The organism is Bosea sp. OAE506, from assembly GCF_040546595.1.
GTDB lineage: Bacteria > Pseudomonadota > Alphaproteobacteria > Rhizobiales > Beijerinckiaceae > Allobosea.
The window spans coordinates 733603-752490 of the sequence record NZ_JBEPOB010000001.1 but is presented as its reverse complement, the minus strand read 5'-3'; the positions used below and the strand labels follow the sequence as shown (position 1 = coordinate 752490).

Below are 18888 nucleotides of genomic sequence, written 5' to 3'. Positions count from 1 at the left end.
CGTTCTGCGCATGGCAAACCCTGTCCAGCCCGGGTTGTCACGCGTTTCCCGAAGCCCTAGAGCGGCCATGGGGCTTACGACCATCTGCGCCCGCCGTCAGGCGTGAGGCGCCCAGACAGGCTGCCATGACCGACGCTGCGACGACCGCCGGGCCCCGCCACGGCATGAGCTTCCGTTCCTTCGTCGCCCTGATGGCGGCGCTGATGGCGGCCAACGCGCTCGCGATCGATTCGATGCTGCCCGCCTTGCCGCAGATGGCCGAGGCGCTCGGCATCGCCGGCGCCAATGAGCGGCAATGGATCATCACCGCCTATCTGCTCGGCTTCGGCTCCGCCCAGATCGTCTACGGCACGCTGGCCGACCGCTTCGGGCGCCGCCCGGTGCTGCTGTTCGGCCTCGTCGTCTATGTCGTGGCGAGCATCGCGGCGGCCTTCGCCGGCTCCTTCGAGACGATGATGGCGGCCCGCGTCGCCCAAGGCATCGGCGCGGCGGCGACGCGCGTGCTCGTCGTCTCGATCGTGCGCGACTGCTACTCCGGCCGCGACATGGCGCGGGTGATGTCGCTGGCGATGATCGTCTTCCTGGCCGTGCCGATCCTGGCGCCCTCGATCGGCCAGGCGATCCTGCTCGTCGCTCCCTGGCGCTGGATCTTCGGTGTGCTGACGCTCTTCGGGGCCCTGGTCATGGTCTGGGCCATGCGTCGGCTGCGCGAGACGCAGGCGCCCGAGGATCGCAAGCCGATCAGGGTCGCCACCGTTGTCGCCGCGTTCCGGACCACGCTGACGACGCGGCTGGCCGTCGGCTACATGCTGGCGATGGCCTTCGTGCTCGGCGGGCTCTTCGGCTTCATCAACTCCGCCCAGCAGGTCTTCGTCGATGTCTTCCAGGCTCCGGAGTGGTTCACCACCATCTTCGCGCTGATCGCGATGTTCATGGCCGCCGCCTCGCTGCTGAATTCGCGCATCGTCGGCCGGCTCGGCATGCGCCGCGTCTCCCACGGCGCCCTGCTGGCCTATATCGGCCTGACCGGCGCGCACGCCGTGGTCGCCTGGTGGGGCTATGAATCGCTCTGGAGCTTCGCCGCCTTCCAGGCCGGGGCGATGTTCTGCTTCGGGCTGGTCGCGCCGAATTTCGGCGCCATGGCGATGGACCCGCTCGGCCATGTCGCCGGCACGGCCTCCTCGGTCCAGGGCTTCGTCACGACGATCGTCGGCGCGCTGCTCGGCTTCTATATCGGCCAGCATTTCGACGGCACGGTCGTGCCCCTCACGCTCGGCTTCGCGCTGTGCGGGCTGGTGGCGCTCGGCATCGTGCTGGTGGCGGAGAAGGGCCGGCTCTTCCGCCCCGCGGCCGGGCGGTCCTGAGCGGCACTTGATGCGTGACGACACCCAGCGCTCCTGCACGGTCGATCTCATTCGGCATCGAAACGATGATGCTAATGGCCAGAAAGCGGCAGTAACCAAAGGTCATGATCTAAGTTTTTAATTGTTCTAATCAAGTATTGAAGCATCTATTTACAGATACGAGTCGAATCTGTGTTGATTCGACGTTTGGCATTGGGCTACGGCTCCGGGCAGATCATCTTCCGGAGACGTGGAATGAACCGCTCGATCATGGCGCTGTCGGCTGTTGCCGCCCTGGTTCCAGCCTGGCCTGCCGGCGCCCAGCAGGCGCGCGTCGAGCAGCTCGACGAGATCGTCGTCCAGGGTGAGGCGGCTCGCCGCCCCGGCAGCGGCGCCACCGGCGTCGTCGCTAATGACGGCTTCGTGCCCAAGACCACCCGGACCGCCACCAAGACCGAGACGCCGGTGGCGGAGACGCCGCAGACCATCAACACGGTCACGCAGAGGCAGCTTGAGGAGCGTCGCCCGCAATCGCTGACCGAGGCGCTGGGCTATACGCCGGGCGTCCGCACCGGCGGCTACGGCTTCGACCCGCGCTTCGACAGCTTCGCCATCCGCGGCGTCGACATCACCTATACCGGCGTCTTCCGCGATGGATTGCGGGACTTCAACAGCCCGAGCGGCCTGTTCCGCCTCGAGCCCTATGGCGTCGAATCGATCTCGATCCTGAAGGGCCCGGCCTCGTCGCTCTATGGCGCCAGCGCCTCCGTCGGCATCATCGACGCGATCTCGAAGCGCCCGACCGAGACGAAGTTCGGCGAGGTCGAGATCCAGGGCGGGTCCTTCAACCGCCGGCAGATCAATTTCGACATCGGTGGCCCGGCCAATCCGGCCGGCACGGTTCTCTACCGGATCACCGGCTTGCTGCGGGATTCCAACACCAGCCTGCCGGGCGTCCCCGACGATCGCGTCTTCATCGCGCCGGCCATCACCTTCAAGCCGAACGACAACACCAAGCTCACCATTCTCGGCGAGTACATGGATTCCAAGACCGGCGGCTCCACCGCCTATGACAACAATTACGGCAGCTTCACGCTGAGGGACGGGACGGTGATCTTCCCGACCACCGGTGCCAAGCGGACGATCCTGTTCAACCCGACCTATAACGACTTCACCCAAAAGCAGGGCCGCATCGGCTACGAGTTCGAGCACAAATTCTCGGACACGGTCTCGTTCCACCAGAACCTGCGCGTCTCGACGCTCTCGACCGACGAGAAGTTCGGCACGACCACCTATGCCGGCCGGGTGAAGGAGGATCTCGATGCGATCTCGACCGACACCTATCTCAAGACGCTGCTGCGCACCGGTCCGATCAGCCATACGATCCTGACCGGACTCGATATCGGCCGCGCCAGCTACGGCTCGCGCATCGGCTACAACTTCGCCAGCATTTCCGATCCGGCGCTGCCCGAGCCCACGAAGCAGCGCCAGACGCTGATCGGGGCCTATCTCCAGGACGAGATGAAGATGGGCCCCTGGCGCCTGCTGCTGAGCGGCCGGCACGACTGGCTCTCCAGCACCTACACCGTGCCCGGCACCGCGCCCTCGAAGCAGGATGAGGGCGCCTTCACCGGCCGCGCCGGGCTGAGCTACGTCACCGATTTCGGGCTGACGCCCTATGTCAGCTACGGCACCTCCTTCAACCCCAATCCCGGCACAGTGCTGAATGGCGGCGTCGCCAAGCCGACCAAGGGCGAGCAGGCGGAGGCCGGCGTCAAATACGCCGTGCCGGGCTACAACGCCTTCATCAACGCCTCGGTCTTCTGGCTGAAGCAGACCGACGGCATCGTCTACACCGTGGTCGACGCGGTGAATCGCCAGACCCAGCTCGACTTCGAATCGCGCGGCTTCGAGATCGATGCGACGACCTCGCTCGGCAATGGCGTGAGCCTGCAGGCCTCCTATGCCTATACCGACACCGAGATCACCAAGCTCTCGCCCGACACGGTCGGCAACCAGATCAACAGCGTGCCCAAGCACGCCTTCTCGGTCTGGGCGGGCTACGACATCGCCACCGGCCCGCTGCGCGGCCTCGGGCTCGGCGCCGGCGTGCGCTACACCGGCGCCAATTTCGGCGACGACTACAACCGCCTGATCATCCGCAACAGCGCGACGGCCTATGTCGATGCCCGGCTGACCTATGATTTCGAGAAGCTCGATCCGAAGCTGAAGGGCTTCAGCGCGCAGGTGAACGCCCAGAACCTGCTCGACAAGGTCGATCAGGTCTGCACCGCCGGCTATTGCTACTTCAACCAGGGCCGTAAGGTGCTCGCCAGCCTCCGGTACCGCTGGTGAGCGCGGCGGTGAGCGAGGCCCTCCCCGAGGCCGGGCCGCGGGCTCCGGTCGCCCAGCTCGTTGTCGGGCTCGGCGGCCTCTATGTGGCGCAGAGCGTCATCGGCGGCGTGATCTTCACGGGCCTGCCGGCGGTGATGCGCAAGAGCGGCGCCTCGCTCGACGACATCGCCTTCATTCTGCTCACCGTTCTGCCCTGGTCCTTCAAGTTCCTCTGGGCGCCGGCGGTCGAGCGCTTCCGCTCGCCGCATGGCGGTATCAGGCGCTCGCGCAGCGCGGTCGCGCTCTTCGGAGCCTTCGCCGTCGGGGCGGTGATCGCCTGCGCGCTGATCGGACCGACGGCGCTCGGCCCCCTGACGGTCGCGATGATGGTGGCCTCCTTCTCTTCGGCCACGATCGACATCGCCTGCGACGGCCATGCGGTCGAGAGCTTCGCCGAGCGCGACCGCGGCTGGGCCAATGCCGCGCAGGTCGGTGGGGCCTATCTCGGCTCGGCGATCGGCGGCGGCATCTTCCTCGTGCTGATCGACCACTGGGGCTGGCAGCCGGCGACGCTGGTGATGGCCTGTGCGCTGGTCGCACTCGCGGCCCCCTTCCTGCTGATGCCGGACGGCACTGTGGCCGCCCGCAAGGACAAGCCGCCCCAGTCGCTCAAGCAGGCCCTGAAGCGCCCCGAGATCCGCTCCGGCCTCGCACTGGTCGCGCTCTATGTGCTCGGCCAGAAGGTGTCGATGCTGCTGGTCGGGCCGTTCCTGGTCGATGCCGGCCTCAGCCTCACCGCCATCGGCACGCTGAACGGGCTCGGCGTCACCGCGCTCGGTCTGGCTGGCGCGCTCGGCGGCGGCTGGATTCTGCGCCGCATCGGCGCCTATCGGGTGATGGGCTGGACGCTGGGTATCCAGATGCTCGTCATGCTCGCCTTCGCGCTCTTCGCCCATCTGAAGGTCGATGCGCCGGTGGCACTGATGGCGATCTATCTCGCCTCGGCGGGCACGCTCGCGCTCGGCTTCGTCGCGCTCTACTCGGAGCTGATGGGCCGCGCCTCGCTCGACCAGGCGGGCGTCGACTTCACCCTTTTCCAGAGCATGGATTCAATCGTCAGCCTCGTCGGCTGGCGCGTCGCCGGGTTCGCCGGCGACAGGCTCGGCTATGCCGCCTGCTTCGCCGCCGCCGCCGTGCTTGCCGTCGTCGCAGCCACGCTGATCCCGCGCTGCGCCCGCGCCCAGGCGGGCTGAGGCGCGCCATGGCCCCCGCCCTGACGGTGTCGGATCTCGCGGGCTGCTTTGCCGGGGATCTCGCCCGCTTCGCCGGCAGTCTCCGCGTCGATGATGGGGCGGCCCATCTGGCCGGGCGCAGCCTGCTGGAACTGGCGGCTCTGCGCGAACTGATCGACCGCTTCGGTGCGACGCAAGCCGGCGGTGAGCCGCGGGCCGTCGTCTCGATGTGGAGCCAGTGGCACTTCTCCAACACCATCGTCCCGGCCACCGTGGCCCAGTTGCTGGCCGGTGTCGCCCTGCCCCTGTCGCTGGAGGAGGGGCGATTTGCCCTGCACGCCAATGGCTGCACGGCCGGAATCGTGGTTCCGCATGATCGCCCGCTGCCGCCCTGCCGGGCCGAGGCGGGGTTTGAGGCGCTCATCGAGGGGCATCTGTCCCCGCTGATCGCGCTGCTGGCGGGCCATTTCGGGGTCTCGGCAAAGTTGCTCTGGAACAATGCCGCCGTCAGCCTTGCCTGGAGCGTCCAGCAATGTGCTGGCGATCCGCGCGTCGATCGCGAAGGCCTCGCGGCGGCGCAGGCGCTGCTGACCGCGGCGCTCACGCCGGCCGGGCGCAAAAACCCGCTCGACGGCGCCTTGCGGCCCTCCGCGCTTGCGCCGATGGAGGGCTGCCAGCGCAAGATCTGCTGCCTGCGCTATCTGCTGCCCGGCATGGCCGATTGCGGGTCGTTCTGCCCGCTGCCGCGACATGCGCGTGCCGCCGCGGCGTGAACGCCGCGTAGGGACGGAGCGGGATCGGGGAGGGAGATGGCCGCCTTCCGCTCGCGGAGGCCCGGCCATGGTCTTTCGGGAAACTTCACCGCCGCCATCGAGGCGACGGGCATGCCGGGAATCGTCTTCAGTCCGGTCAGATAGAGAGAGATTCGCAGTGGCTCGGGAAGCGACGCCGCCGATCGGCCTCCCGTCTCGTATTCAACTCACGCCGTCTTGAGATTGACGGCCGAAGACTTGCCGGTCTTGCGGTCCGCCTCGAGATCGTAGCTGATCTTCTGGCCTTCATTCAGGCCGCGCATGCCCGAGCGCTCGACAGCGCTGATGTGCACGAACACGTCCTGTCCGCCCTGGTCAGGGGTGATGAAGCCATAACCCTTGGTCTCGTTGAACCATTTCACAGTACCTGTGGCCACGTGATGTTCCTTTGGTCTTCAGTTCAGCCCGGCACATGCCGAGCCGAACCTACTGTAGGGGGCAATTCGCTCCGGTTGCAATGACGCGGCGCACAACGAGAATTTGAGTCGCAGGGGCAACGGGTGCTTCTCCCACGGGCGGCATGCCGCAGGAGCAAGGCCGGGCGCGAGCGGGGGCCTTGCCCGCCGCGCCGCGCTCACGCATGAACGACGCCGACAAGAGCGCAGGAGAGCCTCCCTATGACGAATTACGTGATCGATCCGCCGGCGGTGACGGCCGTGCCGGTGGCGGGCGGCGGGATGTTCCCGGTGCGCCGCGTCTTCTGCGTCGGCCGCAACTATGCCGAACACACCCGCGAGATGGGTGGCGATCCCGATCGCGAGGAGCCGTTCTTCTTCAGCAAGCCCGCCGATGCGCTGGTCATCAACGGTGCCGACACGCCCTATCCGACCAAGACCGCTGACCTCCATCACGAGATGGAGCTGGTCGTGGCCATCGGGACCGGCGGCAAGGACATCGCCGAGGCCGACGCGCTCGCCCATGTCTTCGGCTATGCCGCGGGCCTCGACATGACGCGCCGCGATCTCCAGGCCGCCGCCAAGAAGGCCGGCCGCCCCTGGGACATGGCCAAGGGCTTCGACCTCTCCGGTCCGGTCGGCGAGATCGCCCCCGCCAGCCAGATCGGCCATCCGGCCGCCGGCAAGATCGAGCTCGTGGTCAACGGCGTGCCGCGCCAGAGCTCCGACCTCGCCAAGCAGATCTGGAACGTGCCCGAGACGATTTCCTATCTCTCCGGGCTGGTCGAACTCGCCCCGGGCGACCTGATCTTCACCGGAACGCCCGAAGGCGTCGCCGCGGTCGTCCGTGGCGACGTGCTCGAAGGCGAGATCGCCGGCGTCGGCACCGTCCGCACGCGGATCGCCTGAGGCGCCGCAACCCGTTCCCCTTTCGCAGGAAAGCCGTGTCCATGACCCTGACCGCCGACGCCGCTGGCGTCTTCCCGATCGCGCCGACCCCGTTCAACCCCGACGGCTCGGTCGACTGGGGCTCCACCGAGAAGCTCTTCGCCTTCTATGACGAGATCGGCTCGGACGGCACGACGGTGCTCGGCATCATGGGCGAGGCGCCCAAGCTCGAGCCGGAGGAATCCCTGCGCATCGTCAAGACGGCTGTGGCCGGCATGCCGGGCAAGCCGGTCATCGTCGGCGTCTCGGCGCCGGGCTTCGCCGCCATGCGCACCCTGGCGCGCCAGTCTATGGAACTCGGCGCCGCCGGCGTCATGATCGCGCCGCCGCCGAGCTTGCGCACCGATGACCAGATCACCGGCTACTACGCCCAGGCCGTCGAGGCGATCGGCACCGACATCCCCTTCGTCATCCAGGACTATCCGCTGACGCTCTCGGTGGTGATGACGCCGGCCGTGATCCGCAAGATCGTCACCGACAACCCCTCCTGCGTCATGCTCAAGCACGAGGACTGGCCGGGGCTCGAGAAGATCTCGACCCTGCGCAAGTTCCAGAAGGAGGGCAGCCTGCGCCCGATCTCGATCCTCACCGGTAATGGCGGCCTCTTCCTCGATTTCGAGATGGAGCGCGGCGCCGACGGCGCGATGACCGGCTACGCCTTCCCGGAGCTGCTGATCGACGTCGTGAAGCTGCAGAAGGCCGGCAAGCGCGACGAGGCGCATGACATCTTCGACGCGCATCTGCCGCTGCTGCGCTACGAGCAGCAGCTCGGCGCCGGCCTCGCGGTCCGCAAATACACGCTGATGAAGCGCGGCATTCTCGCCAGCGACGCCCAGCGCAAGCCGGGCTCGGCGATCAGCGCCCTGGCGAAGACCGAGGTCGACTATCTGCTGGCGCGCGTCGCCAAAACCGACAAGCGCGCCGCGCTCTGATCAGCGGGCGGGGCCGCCTCATGAGGCGGTCCCGCTCCTGACAGCATCTTGCGGATCGGCCGCCCGCGCCGATGGACACAGGTTACGCCGGACCACTATGGTCCGCGCCATGAGCGAGACAGCCAAAACCGCCGCCGGTACCGCCGCAGCCCCCGCCCTGAAGCCCGGCGACCACCTCTTCCTGGTCGACGGCTCCAACTTCATCTTCCGGGCCTATTTCCAGTCGATCAACCAGGACCGGAAATACAATGTCCGCTCGGACGGTCTGCCCTCCGGCGCGGTGCGGCTTTTCGCCACCAAGCTCTTCCAGTTCGTGCGCGAGGGCGTGCTCGGGGTCCGCCCGACCCACCTCGCCATTGTCTTCGACAAGTCCGAGAACTCCTTCCGCAAGGCGATCTACCCCGCCTACAAGGGCAATCGCTCGGACCCGCCGCCGGACCTGATCCCGCAGTTTCCGCTGATGCGCGAGGCGGTGCGCGCCTTCGGGTTGCTGCCGGTCGAGCAGGATGTCTACGAGGCCGACGACCTGATCGCGACCTATGCAAAACAGGCGCGCGAGGCCGGCGCCGACGTGCTGATCGTCTCGGCCGACAAGGATCTGATGCAGCTCGTCCGTCCGGGCGTGGCGATGTACGACCCCGCCTCCGGCGACGCCAAGAAGGGTGCGGGCTTCCGCGCCGAGCGCAGGATCGGCGAGCCAGAGGTCGTCGAGTATTTCGGCGTCATGCCGGACAAGGTCACCGACGTTCAGGCGCTGGCCGGCGACGCCACCGACAATGTCCCCGGCGCGCCCGGCATCGGCATCAAGACCGCGGCCCAGCTCATCGGCGAATATGGCGATCTTGACACGCTGCTGGCCCGCGCCGGCGAGATCAAGCAGCCCAAGCGCCGGGAGACCCTGACCAATCCCGAGATTGTCGAGAAGATCCGCATCTCCCACAAGCTCGTCTCGCTGGTCGACGATGTCGTGGTCGAGACGCCGCTCGAAGACCTGACGCTCGGCCAGCCCGATCCCGTCCGGCTCGTCGCCTTCCTCAAGGCGATGGAGTTCACCACCATCACCAAGCGCGTCGGCGAAGCCTATGAGGCCGATGTCGCCGCGATCGACGCCGATGCCGATCTGGCGCCGGGCGGCACGCGCGCGGCCGAGCTCAAGGCGCTCCATGTCGGTGCCGATGCAGCCGGGGAGGCCCCGTCGGTTGCCGAGATGGCCCGGGCGGCCGTGACCCAGCCGGTCTCCACCACCGGAGGCGAGGGCTGGTTGAAGCCGGCCGATCTCGCCGCCGCCCGCAAGGGCGAGGCGCTGGCGGCCAAGATCGACCGCACGGGCTATGACTGCGTTCGCGATCTCGCTTCGCTGGAGCGCTGGGTCGCTGCAGCCTTTGAAGCCGGCCATGTCGCGATCGATACCGAAACCAGCGCGATCGATCCGATGCAGGCCGATCTCGTCGGCATTTCGCTGGCCGTCGCGCCCGGCAAGGCCTGCTACATCCCCCTGCAGCATCGCGGCGGCACGGATCTCTTCGGCGGCGGCATGCTGGAAGGGCAGATCCCGCTGGATCAGGCGCTGGCGGCGCTGAAGCCGCTGCTAACCGACCCCGGCGTGGTCAAGATCGGCCAGAACCTCAAATACGATCTCGTTTTGCTCAAGCGCTACGGCGTCGACGTCGCCCCCATCGACGACACGATGCTGATCTCCTATGCGCTCGATGCGGGCAACAACAGCCACGGCATGGACCGCCTCTCCGAGCTGCATCTCGGCCATGAGACGATCACCTTCGGGCAGGTGGCCGGGACGGGGAAGGCGCAGGTCACCTTCGACAAGGTCGCGCTCGACAAGGCGACGGACTACGCTGCGGAGGATGCCGACGTCACGCTGCGGCTCTGGCGCACCCTGAAGCCGCGCCTCGCCGCAGAAGGCCGCACCACCGTCTACGAGACGCTGGAGCGCCCGCTGATCGCCGTGCTCGCCCGCATGGAGGCGCATGGCATCTCGATCGACCGGCAGATCCTGTCGCGCCTCTCGGGCGATTTCGCCCAGTCGCTGGCGCGGCTGGAGGACGAGATCTACGAGATCGCGGGCGAGAAATTCACGATCGGCTCACCCAAGCAGCTTGGCGACATCCTCTTCGGCAAGATGGGGCTATCGGGCGCCAAGAAGACCGCGACCGGCCAATGGGCGACCGGCGCCGGCGTGCTCGAGGAACTGGCCGAGCAGGGCCACCCGCTGCCCTCCAAGATTCTGGAATGGCGCCAGCTCTCCAAGCTGAAATCGACCTATACCGACTCGCTGCCGGCCTATGTGAACCCGCAGACGCAGCGCGTGCACACCTCCTTCGCGCTGGCGGCGACGACGACCGGCCGGCTTTCCTCCTCCGAGCCCAATCTGCAGAACATTCCGATCCGCACCGAGGCCGGCCGCAAGATCCGCACGGCCTTCGTCGCGGAGAAGGGCTACAAGCTCGTCTCGGCCGATTACAGCCAGATCGAGCTGCGCCTGCTCGCCCACATCGCCGAGATCCCGCAGCTGCGGCAGGCCTTCGCGGATGGCATCGACATCCACGCGATGACGGCATCCGAGATGTTCGGCGTGCCCGTGCAGGGCATGCCGAGCGAGGTCCGCCGCCGCGCCAAGGCGATCAATTTCGGCATCATCTACGGCATCTCGGCCTTTGGCCTCGCCAACCAGCTCGGCATCGGTCGCGAGGAGGCGAGCGCCTATATCCGCAAGTATTTCGAGCGCTTCCCCGGCATTCGCGACTACATGGAGCAGACCAAGACCTTCGTGCGCGCCAACGGCCATGTCGAGACCATCTTCGGGCGGATCTGCCACTTCCCGGCGGTGGCCTCGAAGAACCCCTCCGAGCGCGCCTTCGTCGAGCGCCAGGCGATCAACGCGCCAATCCAGGGCTCGGCGGCCGACATCATCCGCCGCGCCATGATCCGCATGGAGGACGCGCTGGCGGCGGCCCGGCTCGATGTTCGCATGCTGCTGCAGGTGCATGACGAACTCGTCTTCGAGGTGCCCGACGCGCAGGTCGAGGCGGCGCTGCCGGTGATCACCAAGGTCATGGTCGAGGCACCGCATCCGGCGGTTCAGCTGCGGGTTCCGCTGCAGGTCGATGCCCGCGCGGCGGGCAACTGGGACGAGGCCCACTGACGGAACCTTCCCCGGCGAACTGACGTTGAGACTGCGCACGCGCCGGGGGGCGCAGCCGCGCGTCGGAACCGAAGTCATGCTCACGACATCTGCCTGGAAGCCGTTCCCGCGCTATATGGCGGAACCGGAGGTCGAGGATCTCAACGAGGACGTTACGCCGTCCGAGCACGATCTCATCGTCCGCTACACGATCATCGGCATCTTCGTCATCCTCGCCACCGCGGCGCTCTATCTCACCAAGGTCATCGCTCTGCCGATCACGGCAGGCATCATCTTCGGACTGGTTCTCGGGCCGGCGGTGGACGCGCTCGTGCGCCGCAGCGTGCCGCAGCATCTGGCGGCGGCCATCGTGGTGCTCGCCTTCCTGTCGGTGATCGTCTCCGCCATCATGGTACTGGCCGTGCCCGTCGCCGGCTGGAGTGACCAGGGGCCCGCCATGGTCGCGGCGCTCAAGACCAAGCTCGCCGGCATCTTCGTCATGATGGACGATGCCAAGGCCGCGATCGGCTCGCTGATGGGCAAAAGCGGCGACGAACTCAGCGTCTCGCAGGGCAACCCGCTGCTCGACCTCGCCATGTCCTCCTCGGCCATCGCCGGCGGCATGCTGATCTTCGTCGCGACGGTGTATTTCTGGCTGGCCACCCGCCGCCATCTCAAGGCCCGTGCGCTGCGGCTCTGCCTCGGCCGCGGTGCCCGGAAATCCGCCGGCGCTTTTTTCCAGGAGATCGAATCCCGCGTCGCGCGCTATTTCGCGCTGGTGACGCTGATCAATCTCGGCATGGGCCTGCTGACCATGGGCATCGCCTGGCTGGCGGGGCTGCCCTACCCCGTCTTCTGGGGGGCGCTGGCCTTCGTCCTCAACTATCTCGCCTTCATCGGCCCCATCATCGTCACCGTCACGATCTTCGCAGGCGCGCTGATCGACGCCCCCTCCGTGCTGGCGGCGCTGTGGCCGGCGGCGGCCTATTTCGTCATCCACCTGATCGAGGGCAATGCGATCACGCCGGTCTACGTCGGCAGCCGGCTGACGGTGTCGCCCTTCCTCGTCTTCATCGGCTTCATCTTCTGGCTCTGGCTCTGGGGCCCGGTCGGTGCGGTCCTCTCGACTCCGATCCTGCTCGTCGCCATGGTGGCGCAGGAAGAGTTCGCCCGCTATCGCGCCGCCCAGGCCGAGGAGCAGGCACCGGCTCCCGCCTGATCGGCGGCAGGGAACACCGGGGCAGCCTCTGCGTTGGGCCGGATATCGAACGGTCCGACGCCGGGCGGCGCTGCCCGCTGCATGCGCGATCGATCACAGAGAACAAGGCAAGGACAGGATGAGCGACATGGCCAACACCACCACTTCCGCTAAGCGCCAGGCCGCCGCCTCCGCCCAGCGCGTCAAGGACGAGGTCGTCGCCGGCGCCGAGGATATCGCCGGCGAGGCCCGCTCCGCGGCCACCAAGGTCAAGCGCGAGGCCGGCGCCATCGAGGAGAGCCTGACCCGCGGGGCCGAGGATCTCGTCGCAACCGTCGGCGAGAAGCTCCGCTCGGTCGGCGTCGACACCGACCGCATGGCCGACGTCGCCAAGGAGCAGGCCACCGAACTCCAGCGCCTGATCGAGGAGGAAATCCGCGAGCGTCCGCTGCGCGCGCTCGGGCTGGCCGCCGCTGTCGGCCTGTTCGTCGGCTTCCTCTCGGCGCGCTGACGTCATGCTCGGGGGCATCGGGGCCTATATCGCCGGAGAAATCTCCGGCGCGGTCCGTCGTAACGTCACGGTCGCCGTCCTCCTCGGGTTCGGCGTCCTCCTCATGCTCTGCGCCGGCGGCTATCTGGTCGCCGCCCTGCACACGGCCCTGGCCCTGCGCTACGGCTCGGTCGAGGCCAGCCTCTTCGTGGCGGGCGGATTGTTCGTGGCGGGGCTTCTGGCGATCGCGATCGGCTTCTATGTGAAGAACCGCCCGCGGCCGGCACGCCCGATGGCGGCCACCGCCCTCGTCGCGGCACCTCTGGCTGCCAAGCTGCTCGGCTCCGGGCTGACGTCGAAGAAGGGTCTGCGCGTGGCGCTCGTCGGCGGTGTCGTCGTGCTCGGCGCCCTGCTCGGGCGGCAGTTCTTCACCGGCGGCGATGACGAGGCCGGCGACGCCTGAGCGGCCCGCATGTCATTTGATGTAGGGCTGCCGGGTCCTGCCCGCTAAGACGGAGCGTATGTCGATTCAGGCGAGGCCCCGCACACGCTTCTTGATTCCCGTGATCCCGGCCCTCAGAGCGCGGTTGCGCTCTGCCACCACGACCGTGGTCGCGATCGGTGTGGTCGCCGTGGCGGTGTTGCTGGCGGCCTGGATCAATCTCCAGGCCCAGAACACGGCCGAGCGCGTCAGCCGGGCCATTGCCGTCCGCGAGCATGCCGAACGCTTCCTCGGCCATCTGCGCGACACCGAGACCGGCCAGCGCGGCTATCTGCTGACGGGGCTGGCGAGCTATCTGCAGCCGTTCACGGAAGGCCGGGGCGCCGTCCTGCCCGCGCTGGAGACGCTCGATCGGCTGGTCGCCGACGATCCCGATCAGCAGAAGCGTGTCGCCTCGCTGCGCGAGCAATTGCAGCGCAAGCTCGACGAACTGGATTCGACGGTGGCTCTGATGCGGGCCGGCCGGCAGCCCGAGGCGCTGGCCGTGATCCGGCAGGGCAAGGGCATCGGCGCGATGGACGCCCTGCGCGACCTCGTCCAGCAGATCCAGCATGCCGAGAATGTCCGGCTGGTCTCGCTGAACCGCAACGAGGAGCGGCGTCGCCTGCTCGCCAGCGTCGGCATCGTCGTTGCACTGGCCGGGCTCGCCTTCGCCGCCTGGCAGCAATTGCGGATCCGTCAGCGGCGGAGCATCTCGCTGGCCGAGAGCAATGCCGAGCTGGAGCGCCTGATCGGCGAGCGGACGAGCGAGCTCGAGAACGAGCGCCTGCGCATCGAGGCCCTGCTGCGGGACGTCAATCACCGCGTCGGCAACAACCTCGCCATGGTCTCGGCGCTTCTCAGCGTCCAGAGCCGGCAGAGCCGGGAACCCGCGGTCCGCACCGCACTCCAGCAGGCGCAGTCCCGCATCCAGGCCATCGCTGCCGGGCAGCGCCGCCTGCGCCTCGATCTCGACACCGACGAGATCGAAGCCCGCCCCTATATGGAGGATCTGCTGGCCGAGATCGGCAAGGCGGCGGAAGGTCGGCCGATCGAGATCGCGCTCGCCATGGACGACATCCGCCTGCCCGGCCGCGACGCGGTCTCCTTCGTGGTGATCGTCAACGAGCTCGTCACCAACGCCATCAAGCACGCTTTCGCCGATGGCAGGCCGGGCCGCATCGTCATCCGCTTCGAAGCCCCGATGGGCGATGACGGGCCGGCGCTCGCTCTGACGGTCGAGGATGACGGCGTCGGGATGCCCGCCGAGATCGAGGCCAAGGGCCTCGGCCAGACCGTTCTCGCCAGCCTGCTGCGCAGCATGCAGGCGACGATGGCCGCCGCGCCGCTCGCGCCCGGCGCCGCACGGCCCGGCACCCGCATCGCCCTGCATTTCCCCAAGCGCGACTGAGTCCGGGCGCAAAAAAAGGCCCGGCGCACAGGCCGGGCCTTCGTCGTCCTTGGGAAGGTCGGACGGGTCGGCCGTCAGAGCCCTTCGAACAGCGCGCTTGAGATGTAGCGCTCGGCGAAGGAGGGGATGATCACCACGATCGTCTTGCCGGCATTCTCCGGCCGCGCGCCGACTTCGAGCGCCGCCGCGATGGCGGCACCCGACGAGATGCCGCCGGGAATGCCCTCGCTCCTGGCCAGCGCCCGCGAGGTCTCGAAGGAGGTCTGGTTGCCGACGGTCACGACCTCGTCGATCACCGAGCGGTCGAGGATGCCAGGCACGAAGCCGGCGCCGATGCCCTGGATCTTGTGCGGACCGGGCGCGCCGCCCGACAGCACGGGCGAATCCTCCGGCTCGACGGCGACGATCTTCACGCCCGGGTTCTTGGCCTTCAGCACCTGGCCGACGCCGGTGATGGTGCCGCCCGTGCCGACGCCGGAGACGAAGATGTCGACCTTGCCCTGCGTGTCGTTCCAGATCTCCTCGGCCGTCGTCCTGCGGTGGATCTCCGGGTTGTGCGGGTTCTCGAACTGCTGCGGGATGATCGAGCCCGGGATCTCGGCCTTGAGCTCCTCTGCTCGCGCCACCGCGCCGCGCATGCCGCCGGGCCCCGGCGTCAGCACGAGCTCGGCGCCGAGCAGCGCCAGCATCTTGCGCCGCTCCAGCGACATCGTCTCCGGCATCACCAGGATCAGGCGATAGCCGCGCGCCGCGGCGACGAAGGCGAGCGCGATGCCGGTGTTGCCCGATGTCGGCTCGATCAGCGTGCCGCCCGGCTTCAGCGTGCCGGACGCCTCCAGAGCATCGATCATATTGACGCCGATGCGGTCCTTGACGCTCGAGATCGGGTTGAAGAATTCGAGCTTGGCCAGGATCGTCGCCTTGACCCCGCGCTCGGCCGGCAACCGGTTGAGCTTGACCAGCGGCGTGTCGCCGATCGTGTCGGTGATGGAGTTGTAGATGCGGCCGCGCCCGGGCGCCTTGCCCTGGGCGGAATTCTGTACGCGCGCTGCCTCGGTCATCGGATGCTCCTGCTGCGCCGGCTTGCAGGCCGGCGGGTTGTCGCGAGACTAGGAGATTTCACACTCGATGTCGATAAAATGGATGAATAACAAAATCAGATCGTGAAATCAGCCCTTGCTTCGGCGGTGGGCAGACTGCCCGCGACCAGCGCGCGGTGGCAGAGTTCCTCGATGGTGACGTCGTCGAGAACCGCGAGGAAGGCCTGCGAGGCCCGCTGCACCTCGGGGCCGATGACATCGTCCACCAGCCGCGAATGAGGCGCCGGTCCAAGGCCGTCATCGCCGGTCTCCTGCATCGCGGCGCGCGCGATGTCGCCGGCCGTGATCCGTCGCCGCTCGCGGGCCAGTTCGTAGCCGCCGCGCGGGCCGCGCACGCCCTTGAGGATGCCGGCACGCACGAGGGCTTGCAGCAGCGTCTCCAGATGGCGCGGCGGCAGATCGTGGCGCGCGGCCAGGAGCTTCGCCGCCACCGGGGAGGGGCGGGCATGCAGGGCTATGTCAACGACGGCGGCGATGGCGAGCTGGCTGCGCCGGGAAAGAAGCATCATGCCGGATGATCCGCTGGGGGGGAGGCGGGAAGGGGGTGGGAGCGGGAGACGCCGGTGGAGCCGAAGCCACCCGCGCCGCGTTCGGTGTCGGGCAGAACGGCCGCCTCGCGCGCGACGACCTGCGAGACCGGCGCAACGACGAGCTGCGCGATACGGTCGCCCCGCCGGATCGGGAAGGGCTCTTGTCCGTGATTGATCAGGATGACCTTGATCTCGCCGCGATAGTCGCTGTCGACCGTGCCCGGCGCGTTCAGAACCGTGACGCCATGGCGGGCGGCGAGCCCGGAGCGGGGTCGCACCTGCGCCTCGTAGCCCGCGGGAAGAAGCAGGCAGAAGCCGGTGGGGACCAGCGTGCGCGCGCCCGGCGCCAGCGTCAGGACCTCGCCCTCGGCAAGCGCCGCCGGCAGATCCATGCCCGCCGCACCGGCGCTTTCATAGGCCGGCAGCGGCAGTCCCGTCGCATGCGCCAGTCGCTGGAAGGCGACCTCGACCGGTCCGCTCATGCGCTGGGCCGGGCCGCGGCCAGCCGCGCGAGATGGCCGACGAGCCTCGTGGCGACCTCGGATTTGGCCAGCGTCGGCCAGCTCTCGATGCCGTCCCGAGTCACCAGATGCACGGTGTTGGCGTCGCCGCCCATCACGCCGGTGCCGCCGACATCGTTGGCGACGATCAGGTCGCAGCCCTTCCTGGCGAGCTTGGCCTGGGCATGGGCGACGACGTTCTCCGTCTCGGCGGCGAAGCCGACGACCAGCGCCGGCCGCCCTTCGGGTCGGTGCGCGATCGTGGCGAGAATGTCGGGGTTCTCGATCAGTGCGAGCGGCGGCAGCGCGCCGCCATCCTTCTTCATCTTCTCTGGTGCTTCCGCCGCGACCCGCCAGTCGGCGACGGCGGCCGCGAAGACCGCGATCTGCGCCGGCAGTGCGGCCTCGACCGCGGCGAGCATCTCGCGGGCCGATTCGACATGCACCGTCTCGACCCCTTCGGGATCGGGCAGGGTGACCGGTCCCGAGACGAGGGTGACGCGCGCGCCCGCTGCTGCCGCCGCCGCCGCGATGGCGTGGCCCTGCTTGCCCGAGGAACGGTTGGCGATATAGCGCACGGGGTCGATCGCCTCATGCGTCGGGCCCGATGTCACCAGCACATGCTGCCCTGCCAGCGGCCCCGGGCCCGTCGGCGGCACCGGGGAGGCGGCCGAGAAAGCCGATGGCGCGCTGGGGCTTCGCCGCATCGCCGGCCAAAGCGAGCTCGATGGCAGTGATGATTTCGGCGGGCTCCGCCATCCGGCCGACGCCGCTTTCGCCGCGCTCGGCCATGGCGCCGGAATTGGGGCCGACGACGAGCACGCCGTCCTTTTCGAGCTGCGCCATGTTCCGGCGCGTTGCCGGGTGCTGCCACATGCGCGGGTTCATGGCCGGCGCGATCAGCACGCGCTTGTCGGTCGCCAGCAGCGCCGTGGAGGCGAGGTCGTTGGCGAGCCCGTTCGCCATCTTGGCGATCAGGTCTGCGGTGGCGGGCGCAACCACCAGCAGGTCGGTCGAGCGCGACAGCGCGATATGGCCGATATCGGCCTCGTCCGTCAGGGAGAACAGATCGGTGAAGCAGCGCTCGCCGGCGAGCGAGGACACTGCCAGCGGCGTGACGAACTGCTCACCGGCCTTGGTCAGGATGCAGCGCGTGGCGATGCCGCGATCCTTGAGCCGCCGGATCAGCTCCAGGCATTTGTAGGCGGCGATGCCGCCGCCGATGATCAGCAGGATGGAGCGGGAGGCGGGCAAAGCGAGCGTTCCTGAACCGGGGCCGTCGTGTCCTAGCACCGTGCGGGGCGGGCTGTCATGCCGCGACGTCACGGTGCGAGGCGGAGAACATGCGCGCATGGAGAAAAATCTTCTCCGTTGCCGGGGCTCCGCAACACGCGGCTCTCGCCCGGCTCGTTTCTTTAAAAGAACGATAGAGTTGACAAACAGGACGTCGCGTCGCATTTTGGGGTCGTCATCGGCTTTGCCGGTGGTCGCGGGGATTTGAGCGAGCAGCTTGCGCCGCGTCACCAAACGCTAAAGCGCCACGACGCGGTCGTGGGCTCCATCGATAGGAGACGAACATGACCGAAGCGACCCTGCGTCCCGCCAGCCCCCGCACCGAATCCTGTCGCTGTCGACTCTGACCGTCGAGACGCTCGCAAGGCGAGCTTTCCGAAAGCCCAGATGTCCAGCAGCGCCGCGGATGCGGCGGGAGTCCCGTCATGAATGCCAGTCTTTACGGCGCCGGCCGGCCCGAGCAGGGCCTGCCGCCGCGCAGCCAGCAGGCCTATGTCATCGAGATCGGCGAGACCCAGGCCGGTCTCGTCAGCCGGCGTGGCGAAGAGCGCTTCTTCACCTTCATATCGGCCGCCTCCGCCTTCGACGCGCTGGAGGGCCATCGCTTTGCCACGCCCGGCGCTGCCGAGCGCGCTGCGAGGCAGCTCGCCGGCAGCCGCCGCGGGCGCGGCTGGGCCATGGCGTCCTGACACAGCCGATGAACCCGCACGAACACGCGCCCGCCCTGGTCGGGCTCTCTCCGAGGTCATG

16 protein-coding genes and 1 pseudogene are annotated in these 18888 nt (G+C 68.3%); 12 read left to right on the top strand and 5 right to left on the bottom strand.

Annotated features, from left to right (window positions below; genetic code table 11):
* Positions 1–125: 125 nt before the first annotated feature.
* From ABIE41_RS03605 to fhuF, 4 genes are all read left to right on the top strand, one after another.
* Entirely contained in the window at positions 126–1364 is a 1239-nt protein-coding gene (locus ABIE41_RS03605; RefSeq protein ID WP_354191751.1) for a multidrug effflux MFS transporter, read from the top strand.
* 234 nt (positions 1365–1598) lie between these two features.
* Positions 1599–3698, top strand: coding sequence for a TonB-dependent siderophore receptor (locus tag ABIE41_RS03600; RefSeq protein ID WP_192643444.1), 2100 nt, complete (start codon positions 1599–1601; stop codon positions 3696–3698).
* Positions 3699–3706: 8 nt separating this feature from the next.
* A complete protein-coding gene (locus ABIE41_RS03595; protein WP_354191750.1) occupies positions 3707–4930 on the top strand; it encodes an MFS transporter in 1224 nt (407 codons plus the stop codon).
* 8 nt (positions 4931–4938) lie between these two features.
* Positions 4939–5682 carry a siderophore-iron reductase FhuF gene (gene fhuF, locus ABIE41_RS03590; RefSeq protein WP_192643443.1) on the top strand — a complete coding sequence of 248 codons (744 nt, stop codon included), beginning with the start codon at positions 4939–4941 and terminating at the stop codon, positions 5680–5682.
* Positions 5683–5888: 206 nt separating this feature from the next.
* Here the strand turns inward: fhuF and ABIE41_RS03585 are convergent, their stop codons facing one another.
* Positions 5889–6098: a cold-shock protein gene (locus ABIE41_RS03585; RefSeq protein ID WP_066718201.1), complete on the bottom strand. Its 210-nt coding sequence runs from the start codon at positions 6096–6098 to the stop codon at positions 5889–5891.
* Positions 6099–6338: 240 nt separating this feature from the next.
* On the opposite strand from ABIE41_RS03585, the gene ABIE41_RS03580 reads away from it, so the two are divergent.
* The 7 genes from ABIE41_RS03580 (at position 6339) to ABIE41_RS03550 (ending at position 14715) form a co-directional block, all read left to right on the top strand.
* Positions 6339–7025 (top strand): fumarylacetoacetate hydrolase family protein, encoded by a 687-nt coding sequence (locus tag ABIE41_RS03580; RefSeq protein WP_192643442.1) that lies wholly within the window; start codon positions 6339–6341, stop codon positions 7023–7025.
* Between the two features lie 41 nt (positions 7026–7066).
* A complete protein-coding gene (locus tag ABIE41_RS03575; RefSeq protein WP_192643441.1) occupies positions 7067–7996 on the top strand; it encodes a dihydrodipicolinate synthase family protein in 930 nt (309 codons plus the stop codon).
* Positions 7997–8105: 109 nt separating this feature from the next.
* Positions 8106–11156 (top strand): DNA polymerase I, encoded by a 3051-nt coding sequence (polA, locus tag ABIE41_RS03570; protein ID WP_210320963.1) that lies wholly within the window; start codon positions 8106–8108, stop codon positions 11154–11156.
* Between the two features lie 76 nt (positions 11157–11232).
* Positions 11233–12354, top strand: a complete 1122-nt coding sequence (locus ABIE41_RS03565) for an AI-2E family transporter (protein ID WP_192643439.1) — start codon at positions 11233–11235, stop codon at positions 12352–12354.
* A gap of 127 nt (positions 12355–12481) precedes the next feature.
* Positions 12482–12844 carry a glycine zipper domain-containing protein gene (locus ABIE41_RS03560; RefSeq protein ID WP_192643438.1) on the top strand — a complete coding sequence of 121 codons (363 nt, stop codon included), beginning with the start codon at positions 12482–12484 and terminating at the stop codon, positions 12842–12844.
* Between the two features lie 4 nt (positions 12845–12848).
* Positions 12849–13286 (top strand): hypothetical protein, encoded by a 438-nt coding sequence (locus ABIE41_RS03555; protein ID WP_192643437.1) that lies wholly within the window; start codon positions 12849–12851, stop codon positions 13284–13286.
* A gap of 124 nt (positions 13287–13410) precedes the next feature.
* Positions 13411–14715, top strand: a complete 1305-nt coding sequence (locus ABIE41_RS03550) for a sensor histidine kinase (RefSeq protein WP_192643436.1) — start codon at positions 13411–13413, stop codon at positions 14713–14715.
* Between the two features lie 74 nt (positions 14716–14789).
* Here the strand turns inward: ABIE41_RS03550 and cysK are convergent, their stop codons facing one another.
* The 4 genes and pseudogenes from cysK to ABIE41_RS03530 all read right to left on the bottom strand — a co-directional run bounded on the left by cysK (position 14790) and on the right by ABIE41_RS03530 (position 18099).
* Positions 14790–15776: a cysteine synthase A gene (cysK, locus tag ABIE41_RS03545; protein ID WP_192643435.1), complete on the bottom strand. Its 987-nt coding sequence runs from the start codon at positions 15774–15776 to the stop codon at positions 14790–14792.
* Between the two features lie 95 nt (positions 15777–15871).
* Positions 15872–16324: an RrF2 family transcriptional regulator gene (locus ABIE41_RS03540; RefSeq protein ID WP_192643434.1), complete on the bottom strand. Its 453-nt coding sequence runs from the start codon at positions 16322–16324 to the stop codon at positions 15872–15874.
* Positions 16321–16827, bottom strand: a complete 507-nt coding sequence (gene dut / locus ABIE41_RS03535; protein WP_192643433.1) for a dUTP diphosphatase — start codon at positions 16825–16827, stop codon at positions 16321–16323. Before dut ends, ABIE41_RS03540 begins: the two co-directional genes overlap by 4 nt.
* Positions 16824–18099 (bottom strand): annotated as a pseudogene (locus ABIE41_RS03530) (phosphopantothenoylcysteine decarboxylase domain-containing protein). Before ABIE41_RS03530 ends, dut begins: the two are co-directional and overlap by 4 nt.
* A gap of 464 nt (positions 18100–18563) precedes the next feature.
* Between ABIE41_RS03530 and ABIE41_RS03525 the strand changes: the two are divergent.
* The gene (locus ABIE41_RS03525; RefSeq protein WP_354191749.1) at positions 18564–18827 is read left to right on the top strand and encodes a hypothetical protein; all 264 of its coding nucleotides are present in this window, start codon (positions 18564–18566) and stop codon (positions 18825–18827) included.
* The last annotated feature ends 61 nt before the right edge of the window (positions 18828–18888 follow it).

What these genes read in the sequence shown, in the direction of transcription:
- polA (WP_210320963.1), top strand. Translation starts at nt 8,106, where the DNA reads ATGAGCGAGACAGCCAAAACCGCCGCCGGTACCGCCGCAGCCCCCGCC.
- fhuF (WP_192643443.1), top strand. Translation starts at nt 4,939, where the DNA reads ATGGCCCCCGCCCTGACGGTGTCGGATCTCGCGGGCTGCTTTGCCGGG.
- ABIE41_RS03555 (WP_192643437.1), top strand. Translation starts at nt 12,849, where the DNA reads ATGCTCGGGGGCATCGGGGCCTATATCGCCGGAGAAATCTCCGGCGCG.
- ABIE41_RS03605 (WP_354191751.1), top strand. Translation starts at nt 126, where the DNA reads ATGACCGACGCTGCGACGACCGCCGGGCCCCGCCACGGCATGAGCTTC.
- ABIE41_RS03525 (WP_354191749.1), top strand. Translation starts at nt 18,564, where the DNA reads ATGAATGCCAGTCTTTACGGCGCCGGCCGGCCCGAGCAGGGCCTGCCG.
- ABIE41_RS03560 (WP_192643438.1), top strand. Translation starts at nt 12,482, where the DNA reads ATGGCCAACACCACCACTTCCGCTAAGCGCCAGGCCGCCGCCTCCGCC.
- cysK (WP_192643435.1), bottom strand. Translation starts at nt 15,776, where the DNA reads ATGACCGAGGCAGCGCGCGTACAGAATTCCGCCCAGGGCAAGGCGCCC.
- ABIE41_RS03575 (WP_192643441.1), top strand. Translation starts at nt 7,067, where the DNA reads ATGACCCTGACCGCCGACGCCGCTGGCGTCTTCCCGATCGCGCCGACC.
- ABIE41_RS03565 (WP_192643439.1), top strand. Translation starts at nt 11,233, where the DNA reads ATGCTCACGACATCTGCCTGGAAGCCGTTCCCGCGCTATATGGCGGAA.
- ABIE41_RS03580 (WP_192643442.1), top strand. Translation starts at nt 6,339, where the DNA reads ATGACGAATTACGTGATCGATCCGCCGGCGGTGACGGCCGTGCCGGTG.
- ABIE41_RS03600 (WP_192643444.1), top strand. Translation starts at nt 1,599, where the DNA reads ATGAACCGCTCGATCATGGCGCTGTCGGCTGTTGCCGCCCTGGTTCCA.
- ABIE41_RS03540 (WP_192643434.1), bottom strand. Translation starts at nt 16,324, where the DNA reads ATGATGCTTCTTTCCCGGCGCAGCCAGCTCGCCATCGCCGCCGTCGTT.
- dut (WP_192643433.1), bottom strand. Translation starts at nt 16,827, where the DNA reads ATGAGCGGACCGGTCGAGGTCGCCTTCCAGCGACTGGCGCATGCGACG.